This is a genomic window from Wolbachia endosymbiont of Armadillidium vulgare str. wVulC, assembly GCF_001027565.1.
In the GTDB taxonomy this organism is placed as follows: domain Bacteria; phylum Pseudomonadota; class Alphaproteobacteria; order Rickettsiales; family Anaplasmataceae; genus Wolbachia.
Genome location: NZ_ALWU01000010.1, coordinates 290648 through 314981, shown reverse-complemented (window position 1 = coordinate 314981; position 24334 = coordinate 290648). Strand labels below are relative to the sequence as shown.

General features: G+C 34.6%; 17 protein-coding genes and 7 pseudogenes. 13 read left to right on the top strand and 11 right to left on the bottom strand.

Going from position 1 to position 24334, the window contains the following annotated elements:
* Positions 1 to 112: 112 nt before the first annotated feature.
* Together wVul_RS07025 and wVul_RS07020 are read right to left on the bottom strand one after the other, a co-directional pair.
* Entirely contained in the window at positions 113 to 1042 is a 930-nt protein-coding gene (locus wVul_RS07025; protein WP_047759695.1) for an AEC family transporter, read from the bottom strand.
* Positions 1043 to 1296: 254 nt separating this feature from the next.
* Positions 1297 to 1854 carry a GNAT family N-acetyltransferase gene (locus tag wVul_RS07020; RefSeq protein ID WP_047759694.1) on the bottom strand — a complete coding sequence of 186 codons (558 nt, stop codon included), beginning with the start codon at positions 1852 to 1854 and terminating at the stop codon, positions 1297 to 1299.
* 16 nt (positions 1855 to 1870) lie between these two features.
* On the opposite strand from wVul_RS07020, the pseudogene wVul_RS07015 reads away from it, so the two are divergent.
* The 8 genes and pseudogenes from wVul_RS07015 to wVul_RS06975 form a co-directional block, all read left to right on the top strand.
* Positions 1871 to 2508, top strand: a pseudogene (locus wVul_RS07015) (MFS transporter); the annotation flags it as partial.
* Between the two features lie 527 nt (positions 2509 to 3035).
* On the top strand, positions 3036 to 4055 hold the full coding sequence (gene rhuM, locus wVul_RS07010; RefSeq protein WP_047759693.1) for a RhuM family protein: 1020 nt from the start codon (positions 3036 to 3038) through the stop codon (positions 4053 to 4055).
* Positions 4056 to 4092: 37 nt separating this feature from the next.
* Positions 4093 to 4561 (top strand): annotated as a pseudogene (locus tag wVul_RS07005) (crossover junction endodeoxyribonuclease RuvC).
* A 109-nt stretch (positions 4562 to 4670) separates the two neighbouring features.
* A pseudogene (locus tag wVul_RS07000) lies at positions 4671 to 5854 on the top strand (DNA modification methylase).
* Between the two features lie 13 nt (positions 5855 to 5867).
* Positions 5868 to 6341, top strand: a complete 474-nt coding sequence (locus wVul_RS06995; RefSeq protein WP_047759843.1) for a hypothetical protein — start codon at positions 5868 to 5870, stop codon at positions 6339 to 6341.
* Positions 6342 to 6344: 3 nt separating this feature from the next.
* A pseudogene (locus wVul_RS06990) lies at positions 6345 to 7811 on the top strand (ankyrin repeat domain-containing protein).
* Positions 7808 to 8393 (top strand): annotated as a pseudogene (locus tag wVul_RS09190) (phage terminase large subunit family protein); the annotation flags it as partial. The pseudogenes wVul_RS06990 and wVul_RS09190, both read left to right, overlap by 4 nt.
* Before the next feature lie 234 nt (positions 8394 to 8627).
* A pseudogene (locus wVul_RS06975) lies at positions 8628 to 9830 on the top strand (IS256 family transposase).
* Positions 9831 to 9999: 169 nt separating this feature from the next.
* On the opposite strand, the gene wVul_RS09185 reads toward wVul_RS06975, so the two are convergent.
* The 9 genes from wVul_RS09185 to wVul_RS09165 form a co-directional block, all read right to left on the bottom strand.
* Positions 10000 to 10725: a hypothetical protein gene (locus wVul_RS09185; RefSeq protein ID WP_153295696.1), complete on the bottom strand. Its 726-nt coding sequence runs from the start codon at positions 10723 to 10725 to the stop codon at positions 10000 to 10002.
* Between the two features lie 237 nt (positions 10726 to 10962).
* Positions 10963 to 11466, bottom strand: coding sequence for a hypothetical protein (locus wVul_RS09180; protein WP_153295694.1), 504 nt, complete (start codon positions 11464 to 11466; stop codon positions 10963 to 10965).
* A gap of 373 nt (positions 11467 to 11839) precedes the next feature.
* Entirely contained in the window at positions 11840 to 13162 is a 1323-nt protein-coding gene (locus wVul_RS09175; RefSeq protein WP_153295692.1) for an ankyrin repeat domain-containing protein, read from the bottom strand.
* 154 nt (positions 13163 to 13316) lie between these two features.
* Entirely contained in the window at positions 13317 to 14168 is an 852-nt protein-coding gene (locus wVul_RS06960) for a hypothetical protein (RefSeq protein WP_047759689.1), read from the bottom strand.
* A complete protein-coding gene (locus wVul_RS06955; protein WP_047759688.1) occupies positions 14134 to 14535 on the bottom strand; it encodes a hypothetical protein in 402 nt (133 codons plus the stop codon). The genes wVul_RS06960 and wVul_RS06955 overlap by 35 nt, the downstream gene beginning before the upstream one ends.
* 217 nt (positions 14536 to 14752) lie before the next feature.
* Positions 14753 to 15577 (bottom strand): P44/Msp2 family outer membrane protein, encoded by an 825-nt coding sequence (locus wVul_RS06950; RefSeq protein WP_047759841.1) that lies wholly within the window; start codon positions 15575 to 15577, stop codon positions 14753 to 14755.
* 74 nt (positions 15578 to 15651) lie between these two features.
* A complete protein-coding gene (locus wVul_RS09170) occupies positions 15652 to 17613 on the bottom strand; it encodes an ankyrin repeat domain-containing protein (RefSeq protein ID WP_153295690.1) in 1962 nt (653 codons plus the stop codon).
* 336 nt (positions 17614 to 17949) lie between these two features.
* A complete protein-coding gene (locus wVul_RS10090) occupies positions 17950 to 18084 on the bottom strand; it encodes a hypothetical protein (RefSeq protein WP_255351245.1) in 135 nt (44 codons plus the stop codon).
* A 436-nt stretch (positions 18085 to 18520) separates the two neighbouring features.
* Positions 18521 to 20080, bottom strand: coding sequence for an ankyrin repeat domain-containing protein (locus tag wVul_RS09165; RefSeq protein WP_153295688.1), 1560 nt, complete (start codon positions 20078 to 20080; stop codon positions 18521 to 18523).
* Between the two features lie 564 nt (positions 20081 to 20644).
* Here wVul_RS09165 and wVul_RS06930 point away from each other — a divergent pair.
* The 5 genes and pseudogenes from wVul_RS06930 to wVul_RS10085 all read left to right on the top strand — a co-directional run bounded on the left by wVul_RS06930 (position 20645) and on the right by wVul_RS10085 (position 24328).
* Positions 20645 to 22189 carry an ankyrin repeat domain-containing protein gene (locus wVul_RS06930; protein WP_047759686.1) on the top strand — a complete coding sequence of 515 codons (1545 nt, stop codon included), beginning with the start codon at positions 20645 to 20647 and terminating at the stop codon, positions 22187 to 22189.
* Positions 22190 to 22238: 49 nt separating this feature from the next.
* Complete coding sequence (locus wVul_RS06925) at positions 22239 to 22571, top strand: hypothetical protein (RefSeq protein WP_047759685.1); 333 nt, start codon at positions 22239 to 22241, stop codon at positions 22569 to 22571.
* A 47-nt stretch (positions 22572 to 22618) separates the two neighbouring features.
* Positions 22619 to 24016 (top strand): annotated as a pseudogene (locus wVul_RS06920) (IS4 family transposase).
* Entirely contained in the window at positions 24009 to 24203 is a 195-nt protein-coding gene (locus wVul_RS06915) for a hypothetical protein (protein ID WP_047759684.1), read from the top strand. Before wVul_RS06920 ends, wVul_RS06915 begins: the two are co-directional and overlap by 8 nt.
* The gene (locus tag wVul_RS10085) at positions 24200 to 24328 is read left to right on the top strand and encodes a hypothetical protein (protein WP_255351244.1); all 129 of its coding nucleotides are present in this window, start codon (positions 24200 to 24202) and stop codon (positions 24326 to 24328) included. Before wVul_RS06915 ends, wVul_RS10085 begins: the two co-directional genes overlap by 4 nt.
* The last annotated feature ends 6 nt before the right edge of the window (positions 24329 to 24334 follow it).

Below are 24334 nucleotides of genomic sequence, written 5' to 3'. Positions count from 1 at the left end.
ATGCTTATTTTACCTCATCATCTAGAGATTCTTAACAGGTTCTTATATGATTATCCAAGAAGTCTAGTCTAAATTCAAGTTTTATCAATAGTCCTGGCGCTTAAATTTTTGATCAAAAAAGGACAAGTTTAGTAAAAAATAATGATATTATAAGTGGAACATAAAATAGTCCCACTGCAGTACTAATTAGGAGCAATAAAGTAGCTTTATCTGGTTGATAATTTAAAATATTAGCAAGTATTACACTAGATCCAGAAACTGGAATAATAGCTAGCAATATCAGTGCTTTATATATGCTTTCATCGTATATACCTACAACATTTTTGTCTAGTAGAACAATTCCTAAGACAAATAATGGCCAGAATATATACTTTGCTACAATAGTGGTCAAAGCAAGCTTCCAATCTACTTTAAAATTTGTAATTTGTGCAACACTTACTCCAAGTAGCACCATTCCTAATGTAATAAATGTACTTCTGATATTTATCATAACATCTGTTAAAAAGGTAGGTATTTGTATATCGTATATACTTAAAAAAAAGCCCAGAATCATCGCATATAACGAAGGAAGTTTGAGTAACTTTAATACACATTCTTTTGCGGTATAGATACCATTTGCAGCTATATAAAATCCTAAGCTATTTTCAAACAGTGCCATTCCTATATAACAGACAACATACACAGACACTGAATCTTCATCAAATAAAGCCATGGCAATCGGCAGGCCAAAATAACCCATACTTGTGCTACCTGAGCTAAATGCTAATATGTTTCTCGTGTTGTCCTTAAACAAAAAAGAAGAAAGATAATACACTGATAAGGACATAGTGCTACCTATAAACCATATCAAAATCGGCAGAGAAATTACTTTTAAATTAACTTCTGTATGAGATACTCCATATAAAATCACTATTGGATTAGCTATATAAAAGAGTATTTGAGATATAGTATTTCTATCAATTTTAAGGTATTTTCCTGCTAAATAACCAATAAACATTGTAATATAAATAGGCAATATTTTTAGAAAAAGAGTAAGGAACATACTAGCCTATCGTGATACTTTTGATTGATAAAGTGATATTAGATCTTAAGGTATTATAAAAGTAAATAAAATTTATTTTCCAATTTATCCAGCTCATAGTTAATAAAAAAAGATTCACTTAGTGCCAAAATTTGTTTTTATATAGGACTTAAGAATAATATTTTCATAATAAAATTATGTTAAGTTTGTATAAAGCTTCTTGTATATTTTTATAAACCACTTGTAATAATTTAGGTGGACCGTTGAAAAAACACTCATCTTGCGTGGTTCTCAGGAATTCTTACCTTAATCATTAAAATCGCACCATTGCTTTCCCTAATTTTTTTAAAGCCAACTTTTTCGTAAACACGGATTGCACGAACATTCGCTGTATCTGGGTCGACAAAGGCATTTTCAAAAATTTTAAAGACAAATTCGTTTAAAAATATATTCAAAGCTTGTGGACCAATGCCTTTGCCCACATAATCCAGCTCTCCGATATACCAGTCTATAGCAGCACAGCTTTCTGGAAGCTCAGAAGTATCGTAGCCCTGCTCAGGTGGAAAATCATGTTTGTTATAGTATTGAATATAACCAATATCAACTCCGTCACAATTAATAATGAATGCATGCATCGGTTTTTCAATAATTTGTGTCTCAAATTTCAAACATTTGAATCCTTTAACATAGTTGCTATATTTTTTCTCAATTAACTCTGGTGTCCAATTTATATCCGCATCCCACCATAGCTTTACGTGAGGTGTTTCTAACCATTTTAATAACAGTAAAAAATGTTCTTCTTTCAACGTTTTAAATGTGATATTTTTATTCATTAATTAAAAATCTCAAATGTTACTACCCTTTCTATTAATCCTATCTCTAATTGCCAAATTTATTGAAATTGACATTTCTATACCTAGCTTTCCAGATATAGTACGCTATTTTAATGTATCAGAAGGCACAATTCAATTAACTATCGCCTATAATTTTTTAGGCTTTTGCATAGGAGGGTTGTTTTTTGGTCCATTATCCGAATGCTATGGCAGAAGGAGAATTATGATCATAGGTAATACTTTTCTATTAATTGGTGCTGTTGGTTGTGTTGTTGCACCGTCAGTTTTTTATCTTCTAATCTCCCGCTTTATTCAAGGCATTGGTGTAAGCACATCTGTAGTTGTGTTTGCAATTATTGCAGACAGCTATAAAGGTGACAAAGCGGTGAAATTTATCGGGATCATGAATTCTGTTCTAACAGTTGTCATGGCAATTGCACCAGTGTTAGGCAGTTTCATTAACGAAATTGTTGGGTGGCGTGGCAACTATGCAAGTGTTGCAATACTTTGTTTAATCTCTTGGGTTTTGCTGCTTTTTCTGTTACCAGAAACAAAAAAGGACCGTGATATTTTTAGTCTAAAAAAATGATGAAAGATTACAAAAAATTATTATCGAGTTCAAAATTTATGGTTATATCTTTAGTATATAATTTATCATTGAAGAAGCGCTTCAGCTTGAGACGGTAAAATTAAGGCACTCTCCTAAACGAGGTAGTCTGAATAGACTCCATCAATGGTTTAACCGTCACCTTCAAAACCATGCTAACCAACGGGCACTGTGGCACCATTGGGATATCGGTCATAACTGCAGAAGTGCTTCCTACGCAATTATACCAACAAATTACTAAAAACTTAAATTAGGGAGTTTCTTTTTGGTTTGACAGATTTTGCCTGTTCGATGCTTACCACACCATAATAACATAATAGACTATTTAAATAGTTAAGATAGAAATCTGAAAGTCTTGACCAATAATTATACAATGCTTGTTTACTGATTTTTAACAAAGTTTTTTCTAAAAAGTTTATTTAAGAAGAAGATTTTTTGGACAAAAATTTTTCAAATCCTGAATATATATTATATAAGCTTAAAACTTTATGATAAAAGCAATCCAAGAACAGAGTATGGAAATCTCTTTCAAATAAAATTGCTACTTAAAGCAGATAACAATTTGAAAAGATGTATGAAACCAGATAACAATGAAATCTTATTTTATGAGACAGAAGATGGAAAGGTACATATAGAGGTCAGGTTTGAAAATGACAATCTGTGGCTTACACAAAAACATATAGCTGAGCTATTTGGTAGTTCAAGTGATAATATTTCATTGCACCTAAAGAATATTTATCTAAGTAAAGAGTTAGATAAAAGTTCAACTACCGAAGAATTTTCGATAATTCAAAAAGAGGGAGAAAGAGAGGTAAAACGTAATGTAGTGTTCTACAATTTAGAAGCTGTTATATCAGTAGGCTATCGTGTTAGTGGCATAGCTTTTCGTACATGGGCAACCGATAAACTAAAGAAGTACATTTTTAAAGGCTTTGCAATAGATAGTAACAGGTTTAAAAATGGTACAAAATTTGATGCCAGGTTTTTTGACGAGCTAGTTGAAGAAATAAGAGAAATTCGAGCTAGTGATCGTATGGCTTACCAGAAAATTACAGATATTTATGCAACTTCAGTAGATTATTCAAATTGTGCAATTGAAACGAAAAATTTCTTTGCTGTAGTACAGAACAAATTGCATTTTGCCATTACCGGGAATACAGCAGCGGAAATTATAACAAATAGAGCAAATAGAAATAAACCAAATATGGGCCTAACAAATTGGCGAAAAGCACCTAAAGGGAAAATATTTCTTTCTGATACACATATAGCAAGAAACTACTTAGATAGAAATGAAATTGCTCAACTGAATAAGATAGTGAATATGTATATAGACCACGCAGAGTTTCAAGCTGCTCGAGGTAAGGTAATGTATATGAAAGATTGGAAGGAAAAGCTTGATGCATTTTTAAGATTTAATGAGCAAGAGATATTAAAGAACTGCGGTAAAGTTTCTCATGAGGTAGCAATTGCCTTAGCTGCAGAAGAATATAAAGAATTCAGAAAAACACAAGATAAATCATACAAGTCAGACTTTGATAAATTGGTAGAAGAAAATAGAAAGAAAACTCTAATTAAGAAATCTCCTTATAAGTAGAAAAACTAAAGGTCTATAAGTATACAAAAAAGAAAATATGTCAATCCTAACACTCGACCTCGGCAAACAAACAGGCTGGGCAATTCTTACAGATGGAGTAATTCAAAGTGGTAGTGAAAACTTTCATGGTAGCCGTTTCAGCGGAGGTGTTCTTAAATTTTCGTAGGTGGCTCAATGAGATGAGGGAAAGATTTTCAGATATTGAAGCAGTGTATTTTGAGGAAGTAAGAAGACACCTTGGAACTGATGCTGCGCATTGCTACGGTGGTTTCCTTGCAGTGCTGTCTGCTTGGTGTGAAGAGAACAATATTCCCTACCAAGGTGTTAATGTTAAAACTATCAAACGCTTTATAGCTGGTAATGGTAATGCAAGCAAAAGTGAAGTTATTGAAGCGATACGTGAAAAAGGTTTTTCACCTCGAGATGATAACGAAGCAGATGCTTTGGCATTGATGTTTTACGTTAATAATTTTAGTAAAGATTTTAATATGCTAGATAACACATAGGAAGTGGGTCCTTTCGGCCAGGCTGGCGGACTTGGTGGGTTTGACCCAAGGCCTTCTTTAGCGTCAGATATATTTTGAATATTAACTTTTTAATTAGTATAGCAATTATATGAATTTAGCAATCCACTATTATCCTACTCGAAGCCTAGTTGAATATGAGCGTAATCCACGTAAAAATGACGATGTGGTCAACAGAATGTGTGCTTCAATCAGGGAATTTGGCTTTCGTATACCAATAGTTGCAAAAAGCGATGGCACTGTGGTTGATGGTCATTTAAGACTTAAAGCAGCAAGAAAACTCGGTATGGAGAGTATTCCAGTGGTCTTAAGTGATAATCTAAATGAACCACAAACCAAAGCTTTTCGATTACTGGCAAATCAATCAGCTAACTGGGCAAAGTGGGATGATGATCTTTTAAAGGTAGAAATTCAAGAGTTAGAAGATTTGCAGTTTGATCTTAAAATGACTGGATTTGAATTGGAAAAAGTTCAAAACTTTCTTGATGATTTAGATGGTGAAAAAGAAGATCTTTCTGACTTAGTTGTTGATGACAAAAAAGTAGAAATAACAAAACCAGGTGATCTTTGGATTTTAGGTGATCATAGAATCTATTGTGGTGATAGCTCTGTAGTTGAATCATTTAAAGCAGTATTAGATGATAAAATGGCAGACATTACTGTTTGTGATCCTCCATATAACGTTGATTATGGTAGTAGCTAAGACAAAAAGATATTAAACAAGGTGAAAAGTATGAGCTTTTTCTCTATGGCATCTGTTCCCATATTTTAGCATATACAAAAGGTGCAATTTACATCTGCATATCATCATCAGAGTTTTCAACGTTGCAAAAAGTATTTGAGGAGGCAGGAGGAAAATGGTCAACATTTATCATTTGGGCAAAGAATCATTTTACGCTAGGCAGATCTGATTATCAAAGACAATACGAAGCAATGCTCTATGGATGGAAAAGGGGCAATAAACGTGAGTGGCATGGAGAAAGTGACCTCTGGTTTTATGATAAATAACTCACTGCACCCAACAATGAAGCCAGTAGAGCTAATGGAGAGAGCAATAGTAAACAGCAGCAGATCAGAAGACATAGTACTTGATCCATTTAGCGGTTCTGGAAGTACACTGATTGCATGTGAGAGAACAGGAAGAATTTGTAGGACAATAGAGCTAAATTTGTAGATGTAACCATAAAACGTTGGCAAATATACACAGGTAGGAAGGCAATTCTTTCTGGTATTGACAAAACTTTTGCACAAATTCAAGAAGAAAAACAGCAATAAAGGGGCAAAAAAAGTGGAAAAGATCACACAAACAGAATGGGCAAGAGAGATAGGAGTTTCAAAGCAATATGTCTGTTATTTAGTAAAAAAAGGAATAATTGAGTTGGAGAATGGTTTGGTAAATAGAGAACAAGCAAATGAAGCGGTGGCAGCAATACGAGATCCAAGTCAGCCACTGAGAAGGAAAAATCCAGAAAACACAACTAATCTTTCTACAATGTTGCTAAAAACTCGAATAAAAAATGAAATGGAACGAGGTAAACTTCTTGAGGCAAAAGCTAAAGCTGAGATAGGAGAACTTGTAGCAGTAGAAGAAGTAAAGCGCGATGCATTTAATGTAGCAAGGGTTGTCCGTAATAATTTGCTTAATATTCCAAATAGAGTTTCAGCACTACTTGCATCACTGAGTGACACTGAAAAGATTCATATGGCGCTAACTGAAGAGATTACAAACTCACTTGAAGAATTATCTAATATTAAGTTTTAAATAATGTCTGCTAACTTAAGTTTAGAATTAATAAAGTGTCTCATTAATCAGCAAGGAGTGGATGTAAATGTTAGAGGATTAAATGGAAAGACACCGCTACATTATGCAGTAGAAATTAACGAGCTTAGTATGGTTGCTCTCTTACTAAATAGGAAAAATATTAATCCACTGATCACTGATGATGATGGTAAAAGTGCGCTCTCTTGTGCAAGAGAAGAGATATTACAAGCACTAATCAATCACAAATATGGATTGGAGAAAGATAGCTTACTTCACTTAGCTGCGATGTTGAATGAAGCAAATGCTGTAAGGTTTTTACTCGACAAAGGGACTAATGTTAATGAGCAGAATGCTTTACTACATACACCGTTACACTTAGCGGCAGGAGCTGGGAATGAAGAAATAGTAGAAATTTTAATTAGAGAAGGAAACGCGGATAAGGATGTTCTTGACGTGAGAAATCATGCAGCAATGCATTATGCAGTAAACAACAAGAAGCTAGAAATAGTAAAATTACTTTCAAATCTTGGTGCGAATGTCAATATAGCTGGTAGCGGCAGAAATGCAATGAAATTATCTTCTTTGCATGTAGCTATAAGTAGTAGTAATTATGACGAAAAAGACTTATGTTTAGATATTGTAAGATGCTTAATAAATGTTCCTAATGCTGGAGTTAATTTACAAGACTATGAAAATAAAACACCACTACATTACGCTGAAAGACTTAAAACAGTAGAAGTATTACTAACCCGAGAAGACATAGATCCTTTGATTAAAGATGATAATGGCAAGACACCATTTTGTTATGCGAAAGAAGAGAAAAAATCTGAAATAGTAAAAGCTTTAATAAGTAATAGGTATGGAGTAGAGAAGAACAGTTTACTTCATTTAGCTGCAAAAAAAGGATACGAGGAGTTCCTAGAAGCGATTTTGGAAGAGGGAGTTGAAGTAGATATTTTAAACAATAAAGGAGAATCAGTGATATATCTTGCGGCAATAAATAGGCATTTTAATATAGTAAAATTACTGCTAAAGAAAGGAGCAGATGCTACAGATGTTTTTCAGTACGCAATAACAACAAATAACGTAAAACTGATAAAGTTACTAAGCAAAGAAAAGGATATAGTTTTATTTGGAAAAAATGACAACTTTCCGACATTTCATTTATTGAGCAACAAGTATTTTGAAGAAAGAAAAATAGCAGATAAAAAAATAAAGAAATATAGCAGTATTATCTGTGTTTCTATAACAGTATGCGCAATAGCAATAGTAGGAATTTACCCTAACATTATAGCTGTGGTAATGGTGGGAATAGTTGCGCTTATAGCTGCAATAGCAATGAGTAATTTAATTCAAAAGTATATAGAAGAAGCGCTTGAAAAAAAATGTTTACTGAACTTGAAAGTGAGAAAACAAGTAGTCCTAATTTAAGTGATGTTATCTAATGATGGTGAAGAGCTAGTGATATGATATACGCCACATCTTTTTCTGAAGGTTTAAGACCAGATTCGTCGCTTAAAGTGTCAGAGTGGGCAAATGAGTATCGAGTTTTAGCAGCAACTGCAGCATCAGAGCCAGGAAAATGGAGAACGGAAAGAACTCCTTATTTAAAAGAAATCATGATCTCCGTCCTCACCAGCAGAAAAAGTAGTATTCATGAAAGGAGCGCAGATTGGAGGAACAGAAGCAGGAAATAATTGGATAGGCTATATTATCGATCAAACACCAGGTCCAATGCTGGTAGTACAGCCAACAGTTGAAATGGGAAAGCGTTGGTCAAAAGGAAGATTTGCGCCGTTAATAGAGAGTACGCCATGTTTAAAGAGTAAAGTAAAAGACCCAAGGTCAAGAGACTCAGGCAATACTGTACAAAGTAAGGAATTTCCAGGTGGAATAGTAGTAATAACCGGAGCAAATAGCAGTGTAGCACTGAGATCTATGCCAGTAAAATATCTCTTTCTTGATGAAATAGATGCCTATCCAGGAGATTCAGGAGGTGAAGGAGATCCAGTACTGCTCAGTTGTAATAGTTTAAACTTACATATGAAACGATTCCAGAACTCCAAAGTTATTGCGTAAGAGCTAAATGTCCCTGACAGCCCTTCAATCAAAACTCGAAAAAGTAGAAAGTGTGGAGCAGCCAGTCTTTTCTGAATCCAACACGAAAGGCTATGTTTAAAAAGGAATAAATATCAAGAAAGGAAAATAATTTCTTGGGAGTGTTAAATAAACTGTGTCAAACCAAGAAATAAAAATATAATTGATATAAAAAAACGGAGGTTTGACATGAGTCAAGTAAATAAAACTACCGGATTGGTAGATTATAAAGAATTAGAAACCTGTCGTCTATACGAGAAGGAAGACCGCTAACAGGAAGAGATGACACCGTTTATAAAAAAGCTGCTTGAGGCAAGTCTGGAAGGTGAAATAGAACACCACTTGTCTGGTGAAAGCGAAGAAAATAATCGAAGAAATGGGAAAAACTTTACGTACAAGTGCAGGCTCATTTGAATTGTTAACACCAAGAGATAGGGAGGGAAGCTTTGAACCTCAAGTAGTTAGAAAAAGACAAACAAGCCTACATCCCGAACTTGAAGCAAAGGTCTTAAGCACATTTGCCAGTGGTATGGAGATATAGCGTCACATGTTGAGGAAATTTATGATCACAAAATATCTGCAGCAGAAATATCAAGTATTACCGACAAATTGCTACCGATAATCAATGAATGGCGCAGTCGCCCACTGCAATCTGTATACCCGATAGTGTTCATGGATGGCATGTTTTTTAAGGTCAAGGAGGATGGGCATTGTGTAAGTAAATGTATGTACAATATATTGGGCATAGACCAAAATGGTAAAAAAGAAGTACTGGGCTTTTATTTAGCTGAAAGCGAAGGAGCTAACTTCTGGTTGGGTGTATTAAATGACCTAAAAGAGAGAGGTATAGAGGACATTCTGATAGCTTGTGTAGATGGACTAAAAAGCTTTCCTACAGCAATAAATAATGTGTTTCCTAATGCAGAAGTACAGCTATGTATAGTGCATCAGATAAGAAATTCATTGAAATATGTATCTAGCAAAGATGTGAAAGTTTTTATGAATGATTTGAAAAAAATATATCGTGCTACAAGTAAAGAAATTGCTGAAAATTATTTGCTTGAGCTGGAAGAAAAATGGGGCGAAAAGTATCCGTTAGTTGTAAAATCTTGGCAGAATAATTGGGAAAATTTGTCCAGTTATTTCAAGTATTCAGGTCCAGTTAGAAAGTTAATTTATACTACTAATCCTATTGAGGGGCTGCATAGGCAGATCAGAAAATTTACTAAGACCAAAGGCTCATTTACCAACACAAACGCCTTGTACAAACAGGTATATTGTGCTATAAAAAAAGTAGAGCAAAAATGGGTCATGGCTTTGCCTAATTGGGCATTAACTATTTCTCAGCTTGATATTTTCTTTCCTAACAGATTGAAAATTCAGTTGAGCTAAAAATGTGGTTTGACACAGTTTATTTAACACTCCCAATTTCTTTAAAATGATCTTTTAATTATTAACTGAACTTTTCTAAATCCTCATGCTATTTCTCCTTGCTTTGAAAATACATCAATTTTTTTTACCCCGCCAAAACCTTCTTTTTGTTTAATAATTTTAGTTGACTTTATGAACACACTACTATTTCTTTCGAATTTTGCAGCTGGTCTAAACTATCAATTGGCCTCATAAGAGTAAACGGAGCATCTGATTCCTTTACTACACAATCTAATTGCTTAATAGTTTCACTTGACTCTATAGATACATTTCTTTCAAAATTTCCATCTTTTACAGCTTGTAGAATGCTTTTTCCTCCTAAAAGGCAATTTTCCCCTAAACTTGATTGACCTTTTAATTTGTCAAATTTTTCCTGGCTCTCTCCATCAAGCTTTACTTCTATTATATTACTATATTCAGCACTAGGACATAGATGAATACTAATCTTGCCTACTTCAGTGATAAAGGACATTTCAATGCCACCTCCTAAGACATCTGTATAATTTCTTTTTCCTCCTACATTTTCAACTCTTACTATACTCTCTCCAATATGAAATATATGGTGTCTAAAACTTAAATCTTTCACTTTTGGATTATTTATAACTTTTGCAGCCTCAACAGTGCTATCTTGCGAATATTTTATATAAAAATATCTATTATCCATCTCTGTGTGTAAAGCTTTGCCTTTGGCACTACTGTTTATAATACCTTCATATGCTACGCTTTTTAGCTTGTTATCGATTTCTTCACGTTCTGCAAAAATCTCATAACTGAACCCATAAGTTGCATACAATAACCTATTGTTGTAAAAGGAACTGCATTTTACTCTTCCACCTTTTAATAGTAAATTATTCATGATATTGCGTATAACACCTATATTTTTGTCATCTGATACACCTTCGTAGGTAGGAATACCTCTTATTCCCTTAGAAACTAAACTTGTTATAGTCTCACTATCGTCTGATAAATTCTCATAAGGTGGTAATCCCTTATGCTGTCGTATTCTATCAGGGATATTTCTTATTTCCTTAAAAATTAAACTTGTTATAGTATATCCATCATCATTACATTTTGAATTGAGCCTTATCCCTTTTTACAAATATTTATTTGTTATGCATTCTATACGTTCTAAATCAGTGTTTGTAAAATTTTCATGCTTATCCCTATAGCCTTTTGCTACTATATCTTTTAACTCTTTACAAAATTCATCAACTAGACTTTTCTCATTCTTAGTCAGCGGTAGATCTAGCTTAATTAAAGCAGAGTCTCTTGGACTAATAGAGTAATGCCCATCTCTTTTCCAGTATAAATCACTATCATCAGTTAAGCTATTATCAATTCCACTTTGATACGACAATGTATGTTTTACACATGTGTCAGCAATCTTCCCAATTTCATGTCTCTGATCAAGGTCATAACATTCCGGACGATTACTTATTCCTTGGGCAAACAAACTATAATCATCTAAATCTGCTACGTCATTTTCAAAAGTTGACTCTTCATCGCTATTACACTCAAATTTTGGCCATCCTGGCTCAGTACTTATTCCTCTCTTATGCTCTTGCTTACAACATATTCTTATTGACTCTGTACCCATACTGCCTCCTAGCCTAGATAGATGATGTATTATGTACAATATATAATATGAGTCAAGTGAATTTTGACATAATATTTTTACTATTTTGCAATGTTTGAGTTTCTGTAGTAAATTCAGGTGTTTACATAAACTTTCTTTTAACCTACCTGATAGAATAAACCTGCAATTATGACTTAGAGTGCTAAGTAGTACATATACCCAAAATTTATATTTTCTTTTCTTCCATTGAACTTGACACTTCCATAAACTTCACTAAAATTGACATCCTATTGCTGCATGAATTTTCTTTATTTGCTTTCCTCCTGAGTAGTTGTGCAGTTAACACATAAGCAAAATTAACAAGAAAAACATCCTGCCTACCAGCTTAATAGTTTCATCTACCCATTCCTGGTTCGTATAAGTTCTCCGCGTTCACATTATTCATGTTGCCATTAGGTCCTTGCATTGCAGCTCGCTGCAATAAATTGACTGCTTCCCTATGTTCACAGGGCCGAGCCAAATGCAAAGGAGTACGTCCTTTACCATCCACTGTGCGAATATTTGCTCCTCTCTCTAACAGAACTTTCACCATTTCTGGATAATCATTGCTAGCAGCAATATGCAAAGGGGTACGTTCTTCTATACTATCCTGTGCATCGATATCTGCTCCTCCCTCTAATAGAATTTTAGCAACTTCTACATGATACCGACTAGCAGCATAATGCAAGGGAGTAAATCCTATGCTATCTCGTATATTGACATCTGCTCCCCTGTTTAGTAGAGCCATGACTGCTTCATGACGACCCTTTTCAGCAGCTAAATGCAAAGGAACACGTTCTCCATTATCTCTCGCATCAATCGCTGCTCCTTTCTCTAATAAAAATTCAATTTCTTTTTTAGAATTCCAACTAGCAGCAACGTGCAAAGGAGTACATCCTTCATTATCTTTTGCATGAATATTCGCTCCTCCATCTAATAGAGCTTTAATTGATGCAAAACAACACTCAGCAGCATAGTGCAAAGGGGTACGTCCTTTATTATCTCTTGCGTGAATATCTGCTCCTTGCTTTGATAAACTGTTAATTGCCCTCAAATTAATTTTGTGAGCAGCATAATGCAAAGGAGCCCACCCTTTATTATCCCTTATGTTAACATCAACTCCATCTACTTGCAACAGATTTTCCAACAGCTCTTGTTGATAATTGGAAACAGCATGATGCAAAGGAGCAAATCCTTTACCATCTTTTTCATTAATATTAGCTTCACGAACAGGAGCAAAAGGGGGCGCTACTCTTATATCTTGAACAGCGGCTTCAAGTATGCTAGTGCCAGAAGAGTACCATGAGCAACCCTGGCCAGAGGCATGACTCGAAGTTGAAGGAGCCGATACTATGTCATCACGAAAAAGGGCCATACTTCCATATTTTGAGCTGTAGGCTCCAGGTGTGCGAGCAGGATCATGAGTACAAGGTGCTTCATACGAACTATCGGTAGGCCAAGCTGGATTTTCTGGAAGTGACTTTACCCTCAGATCCAGAGGTTCCAATTGCACATCTGGGCCTGGAGCTTCCAGTTCCACACTCTGATCCAGAGGCTCCAATTTCACACTTGAACCTTCCCAATTCCTTTGAACTACTCCGTTAGATCCTACCTCTTCATCTAGACCCAAAGTTCTGGATCTTGAGCGATTTACTTTACCACTATTACGCAAAAACATACTACCTCCAATTTAAATTCTTATACTAACTTCTTTTACACAAAGCTGATATTAACATATATTTTCAAGACAATAATATACTATAAATTAGCACTACAAAAGTTTTACTTTCCTCAAAAAAAATAGTGTGATGGCATCATTTTCTCATGCCTTATTATGGAGTCTTAATACTAGAGCTAGCAGTTTCCAAAGATTCATCATTGGTAATGAGTTTACTACTGGGACGATCAATAAGTAACACTGCATTTTTCTTTATCTCTTGGTACAATTTACTATGCTGAAAAGTATTTAATTTAAATCTATTGTTTAACTTATTTTCTTTTAAATACGTATGTGCTTCGTCAATAAAATCCCCTAGAAGTTTTTCATATGTACATGGCGACTTACTTCTTAAGACTCTTTCCTGTGATTCCAGGTAACTCATATTACCAACAAGCATATGCGTTAATTTATCCACATGAATACTATCTTTTATTGTTTCACACTTCCCATCACCGTAACGATGCAAGAGAATAGCTGTCACTTTGAAACCGTTCTTACCTATACTCTCATGATTGCCTTCAGATTTGCGTAAATTGGGAACTGACTGTGCTGCTGAATCTATAATCATGTCACCCCATCTATTTGCAGCCAAGACAGGAGCTTTTGTTGACTTTATAATTTCATTTGGCTTATAATCAGCGCCGCAATACCTAAAAAACGCATCTGTAATGACTGCAGTTCGTCGAAAAAACACTCCAACAAGAGAGTTTTGAGACTTTGGTACATTTATCCATGAATCATAGGAGTTACTGTGTATAAAAGTAAAAAAAATATTTTCTTCTTCAAACTTCTTTAAAACCTCCGCAGCAATTCCCCCACCTAAAGAATTCCCCATAAGAATAATATCATCCGGATGTACACCTTTCTCAAGTAAACCTGTAACCATTGCCATTCCTGCTTTGATTGGATCCTTGCCTTTCGTAACAAACTTAGTGAGTGATGCAGTGATAGAGTAAAAAACCATGATAGCAGCTGCAATTATAGCCGGTATTAAGAACACAATAAAAACTGGCAATTTGAGCCAAATTAACATTTGGGGATGCAATGATAAAATAGCCTGAGAAACCTATTACTGAAACAGTGGCTACAGTAATTAAAACTTGCTTTAGCCTGAATTTTGTATCATGAAAATACTCAGGGTAACAAAAGTTCATATAATGGTAATCAAATAAATGGATATCAATATTCTTGTTTGATACCCACTTTCCCCAATCACTACTTTCATTATTATATTTTATAGATTCTCCTAATCCAAAAAAATAAACCAGATGTTTTCTATTCCCTTTACTACCTTGATTTGTATTGTTAACTATTGTTTTAATAACTTTCACCTACACCTCCCTAACGTTTTTTGAATTATGATAAAATCAAAATATACTAAGAACTAGCATCATAAAAAGTTTAATCCTTTCTCAAGAATAATTTGATAAAAGGAAGCTAAGCTTAAGGTATGAACCTCCCTAAGCTCACCCCTAACTTGACGCATACGTTTTTTTGAACACTTTTTTAGAATTTTTCATGGAACTTATACTTTCTTTTTTTCTACACTCACTTTTCTTTAACGTTGGCTTTCCAATTTCTAGTTTTAAACGCTTCCTTTTGTAAAGTAAGACCAATTTCTATACCATGTGTAAAAAATAGCTTGTTGCTTATACCTACATCTTCTCTTCTTGCCACACTTTCCTGCGGACCAGGGTGTGTGATAATTCTTGGCCTCCTACCAGATCTACCCTCCTCCTCTACCCCAAACCTTTCTGCTTCACGTGTAAGATAATTGCTAAGAGCACCAAAATGTCTATACCCGATATGCATATTGACACCTTCAGTTATCTGAAAGTCAAGACCAGCTTTTAACTGATACGCAGGCCTTATTTGTGCTTTTTCAAACATCTTCATTCTTGTTCCACCGATCCCAATTCCAACATAAGGAGAAAAAAGATTTTTCCAATAGTAGTAAATATTCGCTGTTGTAGATGTGTTTTCAACTTGCTCATTATTAACTTCAGTCTTGTACCTATAGATTTTTCTATTTGCACCTTCGCCAAAATATTTCCCATATGAGACATCTTCTGAACCAATATCATTTGCTTTTACAGAGGAATACATCCCCTCTAATTCAACTCTATAGTTGTGATTATCAAGTTCTCCTGCATAACCAAATGCTATAAGCGGACTATAGCCTCTTCCGTATTCACTTAATTTTTTATTACTTATAACTGTATCTGTAGTTTTTACTTCCAGTGGACCTGCTCTACTAAGAAGTTGACCCGAGTATCCAGCACCAAAGTAAAACCCCTCTGTTCCATTTGCAAAAGATTGTTGTGATAACAGCAAAGCAACTATTATAAATGCTAATTTTTCTTTATAAATTATCATACTTCCACCTAAATTAATTACTCTAATACTAACTTATTAAAAATGACCTTATATGCAACTTGCAATAACTTTTACCCCAATCTTAGATTTTCAGCTTGAGTTAAATGACCTTGAACAGAAACATTATTTAAGTAGCTTTTAGGTTCTGAGCTTGTTTGTTGTTCTTTAACTCCTAGCATGCTATTTCTATATATTTGTTGTATCGATTGGTTTAGCATTGCATCTAATTTATTATCAAATTCAGATATAAATTTATCAAATTTCTTCTGACTTAATCTACCAGAGCATCCCGCTTTCTTATCAGGACATACCTGCTCTATGTGTGATTTTAAAACTTCTGAAATCCTATCAAATTTACCGCCTACAATTTTTCTAGTAATCTCTTTTTGCATTTCTATAAAATCAATATTCAACCGGTGCATTGATATGCCATTTTTCAATGCAGCTTGCTCTACTACTTTCTTAAATCCTTCTACAATATTGACCGCGTAACCTAGCGCTTCCTGTTCAGAGATATCTTTTATATCAGTATATTGAGTTGCCTTAGAAGATTGAGAATGCTTCGTGTCTACAGCTGGCTTGATGGGAGAAAAGATAACACCTTTAATAGTATCTACTATAGTACGAGTAACCACATTTACCCACAAAGGCGTCCCATCTATGGCTTGATTACTTTTTGTTACAGGATTATCACTTTCAATACTATGACTAGCACCTTTTGACTCAAAAGAAACAGGTTCTTGTAAGTGCCTTTTTCCTCTATGATGTTGTAAATTTTTCAAAGAGTGTATTATATCCGACTTATTAAGTTCAAGTGCCACCTCCAGAGGCGTCTGACCACGATTGTTTTTAGCATCAATATCAGCTCCATTTTCTTTCAAGTATTGCACTACATGTAATCCACCATAAACAGCGGCATGCAAAGGAGTATCACCATAATTATCTGTAGCATTTACTAAATCAGCTCTTTCTCCTATAAGGTATTGAAGTGTTTCCAAGTGACCACCTTCAGCAGCCAAATTCAGAGATTTAACATCAATATCAACTCCTTTTTCCTGTACGAGATACATTGTTATATTCAGTCCATCGCAGCGGCTAGCAGCAAAGTTTAAAGGAGTATAATAATCAGTAACTAAACCTAAAACACTATCACCTAAATTAGGGTTAGAACCAAAACACACTATAGCAGTAGCATTTAAATCTGCTCCTTTATCAACTAGATATTCCACAACTTCTAAGCTGCTTCTTTCTGCAGCAACATGCAAAGGTGTGTATTTATCCTTATTAGCAACATTCGGATCTGGAGCATAACAAGTGTTACTTATAGTAATGGGATGTAGTACATTAACACTTGGTGCTACGGAAAGTTGGCTGCTGTTTTTAAACAAGAAATTATCTATAGTAGTATAATTTGCAGGAATATTTGTAGTTTCAGTACTATTTTCATCAGCGAAATATGATGCTTCAGTACTGTTTTCTAGATAAGGTCGAGAGACTCCTGAAGTGATATTAGAAAGAGCATTGCAATCGTAACTCTTGTACTCCTCTGAACACAACGAACTATCTATGCCAGTGCTGTTTCTTGAGTAGGTTTGAACAACTTCATAGTCCGATATTGAATCTTGTGTAACCTCATTACTGCTTTCAGTTGTAATATATAGTGTATTATTTTCTGCAGAAGGTTGTACAGTTGTGCTATTATCTTCAATAAAATTTTCTTGTGTTACTTTAATAGTACCTTCACGTGAAATACAAAGAGCCTTATCTCCAAATAAGATTTCTAGCATTTCTAGATTATCAGAAAGCGCAGATGAATGAAGCAAAGTCCAGCCATCATTATTAGCGATTTCAATATTAGCCCCTTTTATCATGAGAAATTTTACAACATCCCAAGAATTACTTATAGCTGCTTTTAGTAACAATGTATTGCCGTCTTTATCAGTGGCATCTAAATTAGCTTTATTATTTCTAACAAGCTCTTTGGCCTCATCATACAAGCTCTGCTCTACTGTGGTAAAATTAGATGTATGCATAACCCCTCCTAAATATTGTAATACTACTAAAATAAAGCAAGATTTTTAATTGTAAAGCATATAATTCTAAATGTTTCATAGATCTGTTAAGGGTAGATATAGGTGAAAGGCTACTTGAAAAAGCAGTTGATGCCGCTGTAGTAGCCATCGTCACTTCCCTGAGCTTTGGTGGATAATTTAGATCCTGATTCTTGCTTTTAGCCTTTTAATTTGAACTTCCAACTCTTTACTTCTTGAGGTTAACTTAACTTTTTCACTCTCTAATTTTTTTACATTCTGAGCCAGATCATTTTCTCATCTTCCAATTTTCGTTTTGTCTCATCTAGATCTTTGATTTTAGTTCTCAAATTTTTTATTGTATTCCCTTGCTAATCTATTAAGTTCTATTCCTTTGACATCAAGCTTTTTATTCTGACAAATTATTTTGTATGAAAATGCAATTACTACTGCAGAAAGTACAAATAAAGTCAAAGCAATGGGGAGAGCTACATTTAAAGCTGTAATTGAAGCTAAAAACGCAACATAAGGAGCTACAGTAAAAACTCCAGATGTAAGCAATATAAGAGAAGCAAGAGCACCAGCTACAAAAAAAGGCGCATTAGCTTTGCTAAACCATTGTACTACCTCAATGGTATTTCTTTCTTTACTAAAGGTGAATCTTCCCTTAAAAAGAAAGGAAGGCAGTCATCTGAGCATCATAATCAACCTTTGGATATTTTAACTCAGAATAAGCTAATGAATGCGTTTGTTTAAAATTTGCTCCATCAGTCATAACTACCCATGAATGATTATCATAACATATTTTTTACTATTGTACATATATACCTTAAACCCGCTATACCTCTAAGATTCTTATCCCTCTTTAATCTGACCGTACTATAATTACCTCATCATCAACTAAGACTGTTTAAAACGGCCGCCAACCAACACTACTACCTCTTCCTACTCTGAAGTTTTCAGTGTTTACATCACTCATTCTTGAATCTGGCTGATTATCAACTTGACTTGCAGATCCTGAAGCTCCTATATTCATTTGATCAAAATATGAGGGCAAAGCCACTGCACCTTCTTCATACGACTCATCACGACTAANAGAGACCGCTTCACCACTATAAGGAGGCGTATACTCACCTGTATGCAAAGCTGCCATATTTTGTTCTACTGGCCTCTTAAGTTTCACTATTATTTTCTCTCTTGAATCTTTTATATCTTTCAATGCTTCCTCTACCACACCTCCGCCTGTCAATGCTGCCCCTATTAAACTTCTCATATCTTTATCACTCAGATATTCAAGAATCCTCTGAGCGATTAAATTCACTCCTTCAAGCCCACGGAATTTTAGAATGGCTTCCTCAGCTCTCTCTAAAAGAAATGGCCTAAACTTTTTTTCAAATGCACTCCAAAAATTGAGGACCCGTTCATAATATTTGGTAGATCCAAATCGTATGGTTGACAAATTTTGTTCTAAATTTTTTCTTATTTCATAAGATCCAAATATAACATCGCATGCTATTATGTATTTTACATTGAGATCCATTAATTTTAACACATCCTGTTGTATGCGATACCCTTCTGAAGAAGTATTGAAAAGGGAATACACTATATAAAATTCGATTATACTGTCCACATTTGATACATATTTAGTAAAATCAAACCCAGCACTTGACAAAACTGTAAGCTCTTCTGGAAATTTGGACAAACTTCTTGCTTCAGCTTCTGTTAGACCTTGGAATCTTTCTGGATTACTATGAATACCCCTCAAAAAAAGAATATTATTCGAAGAACACATATCCCCTAAACTTGTTATTATATGTGGAGGAGCCTGTCTATTTAGATCCATTATGTCAATGTTACTCAAAAAAACTCCTGCCATCTTTTCACGACCAAATCCAGCAGTATAATGTAAAGGAGTCTTTTCAGCTTTATCTATCATATTAACATTAGCCCCGTTGTTCAATAAAACTTCTGCCACCCCTTCATAGCCAGATCTAGCAGCACAATGTAAAGGAGTACCTCCAGTTTCATCTATCATATTAACATTAGCCCCATTGTTCAATAAAACTTCTGCCACCTCTTTATGACCAAATTTAGCAGCATAATGTAAAGGAGCCCTTTCAATTTCATCTGTCATATTAACATTAGCCCCGTTGTTCAATAAAACTTCTGCCACCTCTTTATGACCAAATTCAGCAGCTAAATGCAAAGGAGTATTTACAGTTCTACCTATCACATCAACAGCACCCATATTAACATCGGCTCTGTTGTTCAATAAAACATCTACTATCTCTTTACGACCAGATCTAGCAGCATAATATAAAGGAGCCTTTCCATTTCTATTTATCATATTAACATCAGCTCCTTTGTTCAATAAAACCTCCACCGCCTCTTTATTACCTGCTTCAACAACTAGATGTAAAGAATCCCTTTTACCTCTTATTTTGTTTATTAAATTACTAACTCTTTTCATAATAACCCCAATTATACACTATTTTAACCATCTTGTGGAATTAAAACAATAAGTCAATAAAAACATACTAAAAATTAGTGTCATAAAAATCTTGAATGTTTACTTTTTCTAAAAACACAAAAATAGTGCGTACGTTTGTGAGAACAACTTAAATAGAAGCAGGGTTGTGCAAATAAAAGCGTGAGATTTTTACAACAAAGTTAGGCAAATTGGTTCGCATCTAAATGTGGAAAAAGTAGGCTAATATAGCTGGTCTTGCAATATAGTAAAATTACTATACAGAAAAATTCGTATGTATTACTTGGTAGACCATGCCATCCCAAAACGAACACTTCTCACGAGCGTTGGTTTTTATTGCTAAAAATGGCTATATTATTTAAGTTTTTAGTGATATCTATATAAAATTAATAAAAAATCTTCATCAAAAGTTATTTCAAAAAAAAATTCTAAATATGGCTTGACAAATTTAAAGTAGCACTCTATACCTAAAATAGTATTGCTCTCTTGAGGTCTTATGGGTTATTCAAAAAAGCATTTATGTTCAGTCTATTATGGGGGTTTTATATGTTTCAAGCTGATGATATGAAGGAAAAGGTAGTTGCCATATATAGAACAGAAAAGGGAAAGAAAGTGTTGGAAATTTTGGATATAATGTCCTATTTTTCATCTAAAAATATCCCTATTAAAATGTTTGTAGATTTAGTAGGGGGAACAGAGGAACTTGAGTCTGCAGTTGAATTATTAAAACAATATTCAGTAATTAATCTATTACAACAAAATCCAATAATGTTAGATATTAGCGAGCCAACTCAGCAGGTTATAAGAACAATATTAAAGGAAGAAAATAAAGAAGAAGTTACTTTAAGAAAAGCACTCAAGTTATTTCAAATTGGACTGGAATCAGACAATTTAGATCACGCGATTTCTACTTGGCATTATGCTAATGGGTGTCAGGAATTGATTGAGGAATTTTATATGCTTCCAAGTAGTATTGTACAAAAGCTAGGTGATTGCGGTAGATATGAGGAGGCATGTTCGTTTGGAATGGAGCAGTTGAAAGTGTTAAGGTTGCATGATGAAACTCTATTATATTTGCAGTATAAAATAGGTAATGTACTATTGAAGCAAAGAAAGTTTGAAGAGGCTCTGAGAATTTATGAGAATAAAACACATGTTCATAAGGATGTTAAAGTTTTTTTACGCTATGCTGCTGAAGATGGTAATCTTGAAGCAATAAAATTCCTTATAGAAAACAAAGGTGCTGACGACGATGTTTATTATGGTAAAAGCCTTATGCACTGCGCTGTTCGAGGCAATAATCTTGAAGTAGTGAGGTTCCTTGTAGAAGAGAAAGAAGTGGACTCTAATTTAGCTAATATTTGGGGCGTCACTCCTATTCAACATGCATCTGAGCAAGGCAATTTAGATATAGTAAAATTTCTGGTAGAAAAAGGAGCTGATTTCAATTCTATGGACAATACTCGCCGGACCTCTGTTCATTATGCAGCTAAACAGAGTAATCCAAGCATAATAGAGTTTTTTGTAGAGGGAGGGGCTGACTTTATGGCACATGATAGTGATCTTAAGACTCCTTTACATTATGCTGCTAAAGGGGGTAATTTGGATGTAGTAAAGTTTCTAGTGAAAAAAGGAGCTGATGTTAACTATGCTGATAGAGGTGGTAAAACTCCTTTACATTGGGCTGCTTATATGGGTGATTTGAATATAGTAAGGTCTCTTATCAAAAAAGGTGCGAATGTTAGTGCTATCGATAAAAATCGTATGACACCTCTAGATTATGCCTTTGAAAAGTTTGATCCAATGGAGCCTATTGATTGCATAGGAGGTACACAACTACACTATGCTGTCCACTTTGGTAATGTCGAATTAGTTCAAAATTTGCTAAAACGTGTAAAAGATGATCAATTACATGACTTCATTAATCAAATGACAAAAGGAGGTAATACAGCACTAAGTTTAGCAGTGAAAGTAAATAATAAAAATATTATAAAAATATTGGACCAGGCTTTACAAGAGGTACCATATACTAGCATAGAAAACGTAAGTATAGCGGGTCCAAGTTGTTTAGGTTTGGATAACCTTACTTAACAGTTAACTTAATTTAAAGTAAAGCAATAGCAAGTATTGGAGGTGTTTTATGGGTGCGTCTGGTCAACCTAGGCAAAGTCTAGCCAACAGCCTAGAACAAACCATTATGCTGCGTAAGGTAACGAACGTAGTAAAGCTAATGGAAAGGACAATACAGGGTGCAACGAAAGTGAAGGTATTGAGTCCCGAAATTGCCAACATCATGGAGGTCGACACTTTTCATATAGTGGAAGACAGCATGAAGGATAACGACAAGGCAAGTTATCACTCACTCTATCGGGATCTGAGGCCGTGTCATGTATTGAGATGGAGTTTACGTAAACTTGGGAGATTCTTTGTATTCCTATTGCTTACTATTACCCACAAATATAAATGGACATAAAAACAAAGTATTACAATATTAAAGTTTGCAAATATTAAGGGTGTAAAATGGAAAGCAAGAGTAATGAATGGGCTAAAAATGAATTTGGAAATGCTGTACTTGGGGATAAAAGATTAACTGATCGATTAGTAGATATTGCTGATAGCTTGGCAAATATGCCTGAAAGTTCAATCAATCAAGCATGTGAAAGTTGGTCAGAGGCAAAGGCAGCATATCGCTTTTTCCAAAACGAGAGCATAAAAGAAGCTGACATCTTAGCATCACATATTACAAAAACTGTTGAAAGAGCAAAAGATTATAAAAGAATTATTGTAATTCAAGATACAAGTTTTCTTTCATATACTGGCCACAAAAAAAACAAGCGGGTTGGGGGCTATTTCTAGCAAGATGAGTAATGGTCAAGCTAAGGGCATGGTAATGCATACAGCTCTTGCTGTTAGTACGGGAGGATTAGTGTTGGGAATACTAGATCAAAAGATTCATTCGAGACCTTCTAATTCTGAAGAAATCAAAAATTTAGAAAAAAGAAAGCATAACACTGCTATTCGTATTGAAGATAAGAAGAGTGTGAGGTGGTTAGAAGCCTTTAAAAAAACAAATAATCTTATAGATAGTACTCAAACTGAAGTTGTCACTGTGTGTGACAGAGAAGCAGACATATATGATTTTTTTGAGTGTGCACATAATCTTAACTCAGCAGTTTTAGTAAGAGCTTACCAAAATAGAAGCATAAACAAACAATCCAGATTTTCTAATGATAAGCAAAGATTATGGGAAGTTGTTAAAGGCTTTCCTTGTCAAGGGATAATAAAAGTTGAAATTCCTGCAAGAGATAATAAGCCAAAAAGGACAGCGTGTTTGGAGGTGAGATTTGGAAAATTTATGATGAATCCGGACAAAAGCAGCATAAGACATAAAACCGAAGAGTTACCCAACCTACCACTTTACGCAGTTTATGTTGTTGAGAAAGACTCTTCCTCTAAAGAAAGCCCGCTAGAGTGGATGCTTTTAACAAATCTTCCAGTAAATAGTTTCGATGAAGCTGTTGAAAAGGTTAGTTGGTATTGTCTTAGATGGAAAATAGAGATATTACATAAAATTTTAAAGTCTGGCCTCAAAGTTGAAGAATGTAGGCTTGGAACAGCAGAAAGGTTAAAGCGATATTTAACAATCATGAATATTATTGCTTGGAGAATTTTCTTTATTACAACAATTGCAAGAACTGATCCAACATTACCGTGTATTACCTTATTAGCTGAAGAAGAATGGAAAGTTTTATACGTAAAAATACATAAATGCCCAAATGTAGCCCCTACTATAAAAGAAGCTATTTCATGGATTGCTCAACTTGGGGGTCATTTAGCCAGAAAAAATGATCCAGAACAGGCCCCATTACTCTTTGGAAAGGATGGAGACTTGCTACTGAACTTTATATTTGTGGGTAATAGTAAGTTCCTACTAAGGTACGTTGGAACAAGTCAACAAAGGCGAGGACTGACGGAAGATAGAAAGGAAGTCGGACTGATTGATAGTACTCAGAGTGTGGGAAAGCCACATACAAGGGGAAGCGATCAGCGGTATAGTAACTGGTTTGGGGATTGTTACACCAACACAACAGAGGTTGGAATATGATGCAAGGAAAACTAAATCAGATAGCAGTAATCAAAGATGCTGTGAATGCTACACTGAAGAGCCGTATGCGGGAAATTCACGCAAGTACGGTTCTGTTGGGGGGGGATCATAGCAGTGAAACCTAATAGGAG

Bases quoted from the DNA above. Each gene is read 5' to 3' on its own strand.
- wVul_RS06930 (WP_047759686.1), top strand. From the start codon at position 20,645: ATGTTTCAAGCTGATGATATGAAGGAAAAGGTAGTTGCCATATATAGA.
- wVul_RS09185 (WP_153295696.1), bottom strand. From the start codon at position 10,725: ATGAATAATTTACTATTAAAAGGTGGAAGAGTAAAATGCAGTTCCTTT.
- wVul_RS07025 (WP_047759695.1), bottom strand. From the start codon at position 1,042: ATGTTCCTTACTCTTTTTCTAAAAATATTGCCTATTTATATTACAATG.
- wVul_RS06925 (WP_047759685.1), top strand. From the start codon at position 22,239: ATGGGTGCGTCTGGTCAACCTAGGCAAAGTCTAGCCAACAGCCTAGAA.
- wVul_RS10085 (WP_255351244.1), top strand. From the start codon at position 24,200: ATGATGCAAGGAAAACTAAATCAGATAGCAGTAATCAAAGATGCTGTG.
- wVul_RS09180 (WP_153295694.1), bottom strand. From the start codon at position 11,466: ATGGGTACAGAGTCAATAAGAATATGTTGTAAGCAAGAGCATAAGAGA.
- rhuM (WP_047759693.1), top strand. From the start codon at position 3,036: ATGAAACCAGATAACAATGAAATCTTATTTTATGAGACAGAAGATGGA.
- wVul_RS09170 (WP_153295690.1), bottom strand. From the start codon at position 17,613: ATGCATACATCTAATTTTACCACAGTAGAGCAGAGCTTGTATGATGAG.
- wVul_RS09175 (WP_153295692.1), bottom strand. From the start codon at position 13,162: ATGTTTTTGCGTAATAGTGGTAAAGTAAATCGCTCAAGATCCAGAACT.
- wVul_RS07020 (WP_047759694.1), bottom strand. From the start codon at position 1,854: ATGAATAAAAATATCACATTTAAAACGTTGAAAGAAGAACATTTTTTA.
- wVul_RS06960 (WP_047759689.1), bottom strand. From the start codon at position 14,168: ATGGTTTTTTACTCTATCACTGCATCACTCACTAAGTTTGTTACGAAA.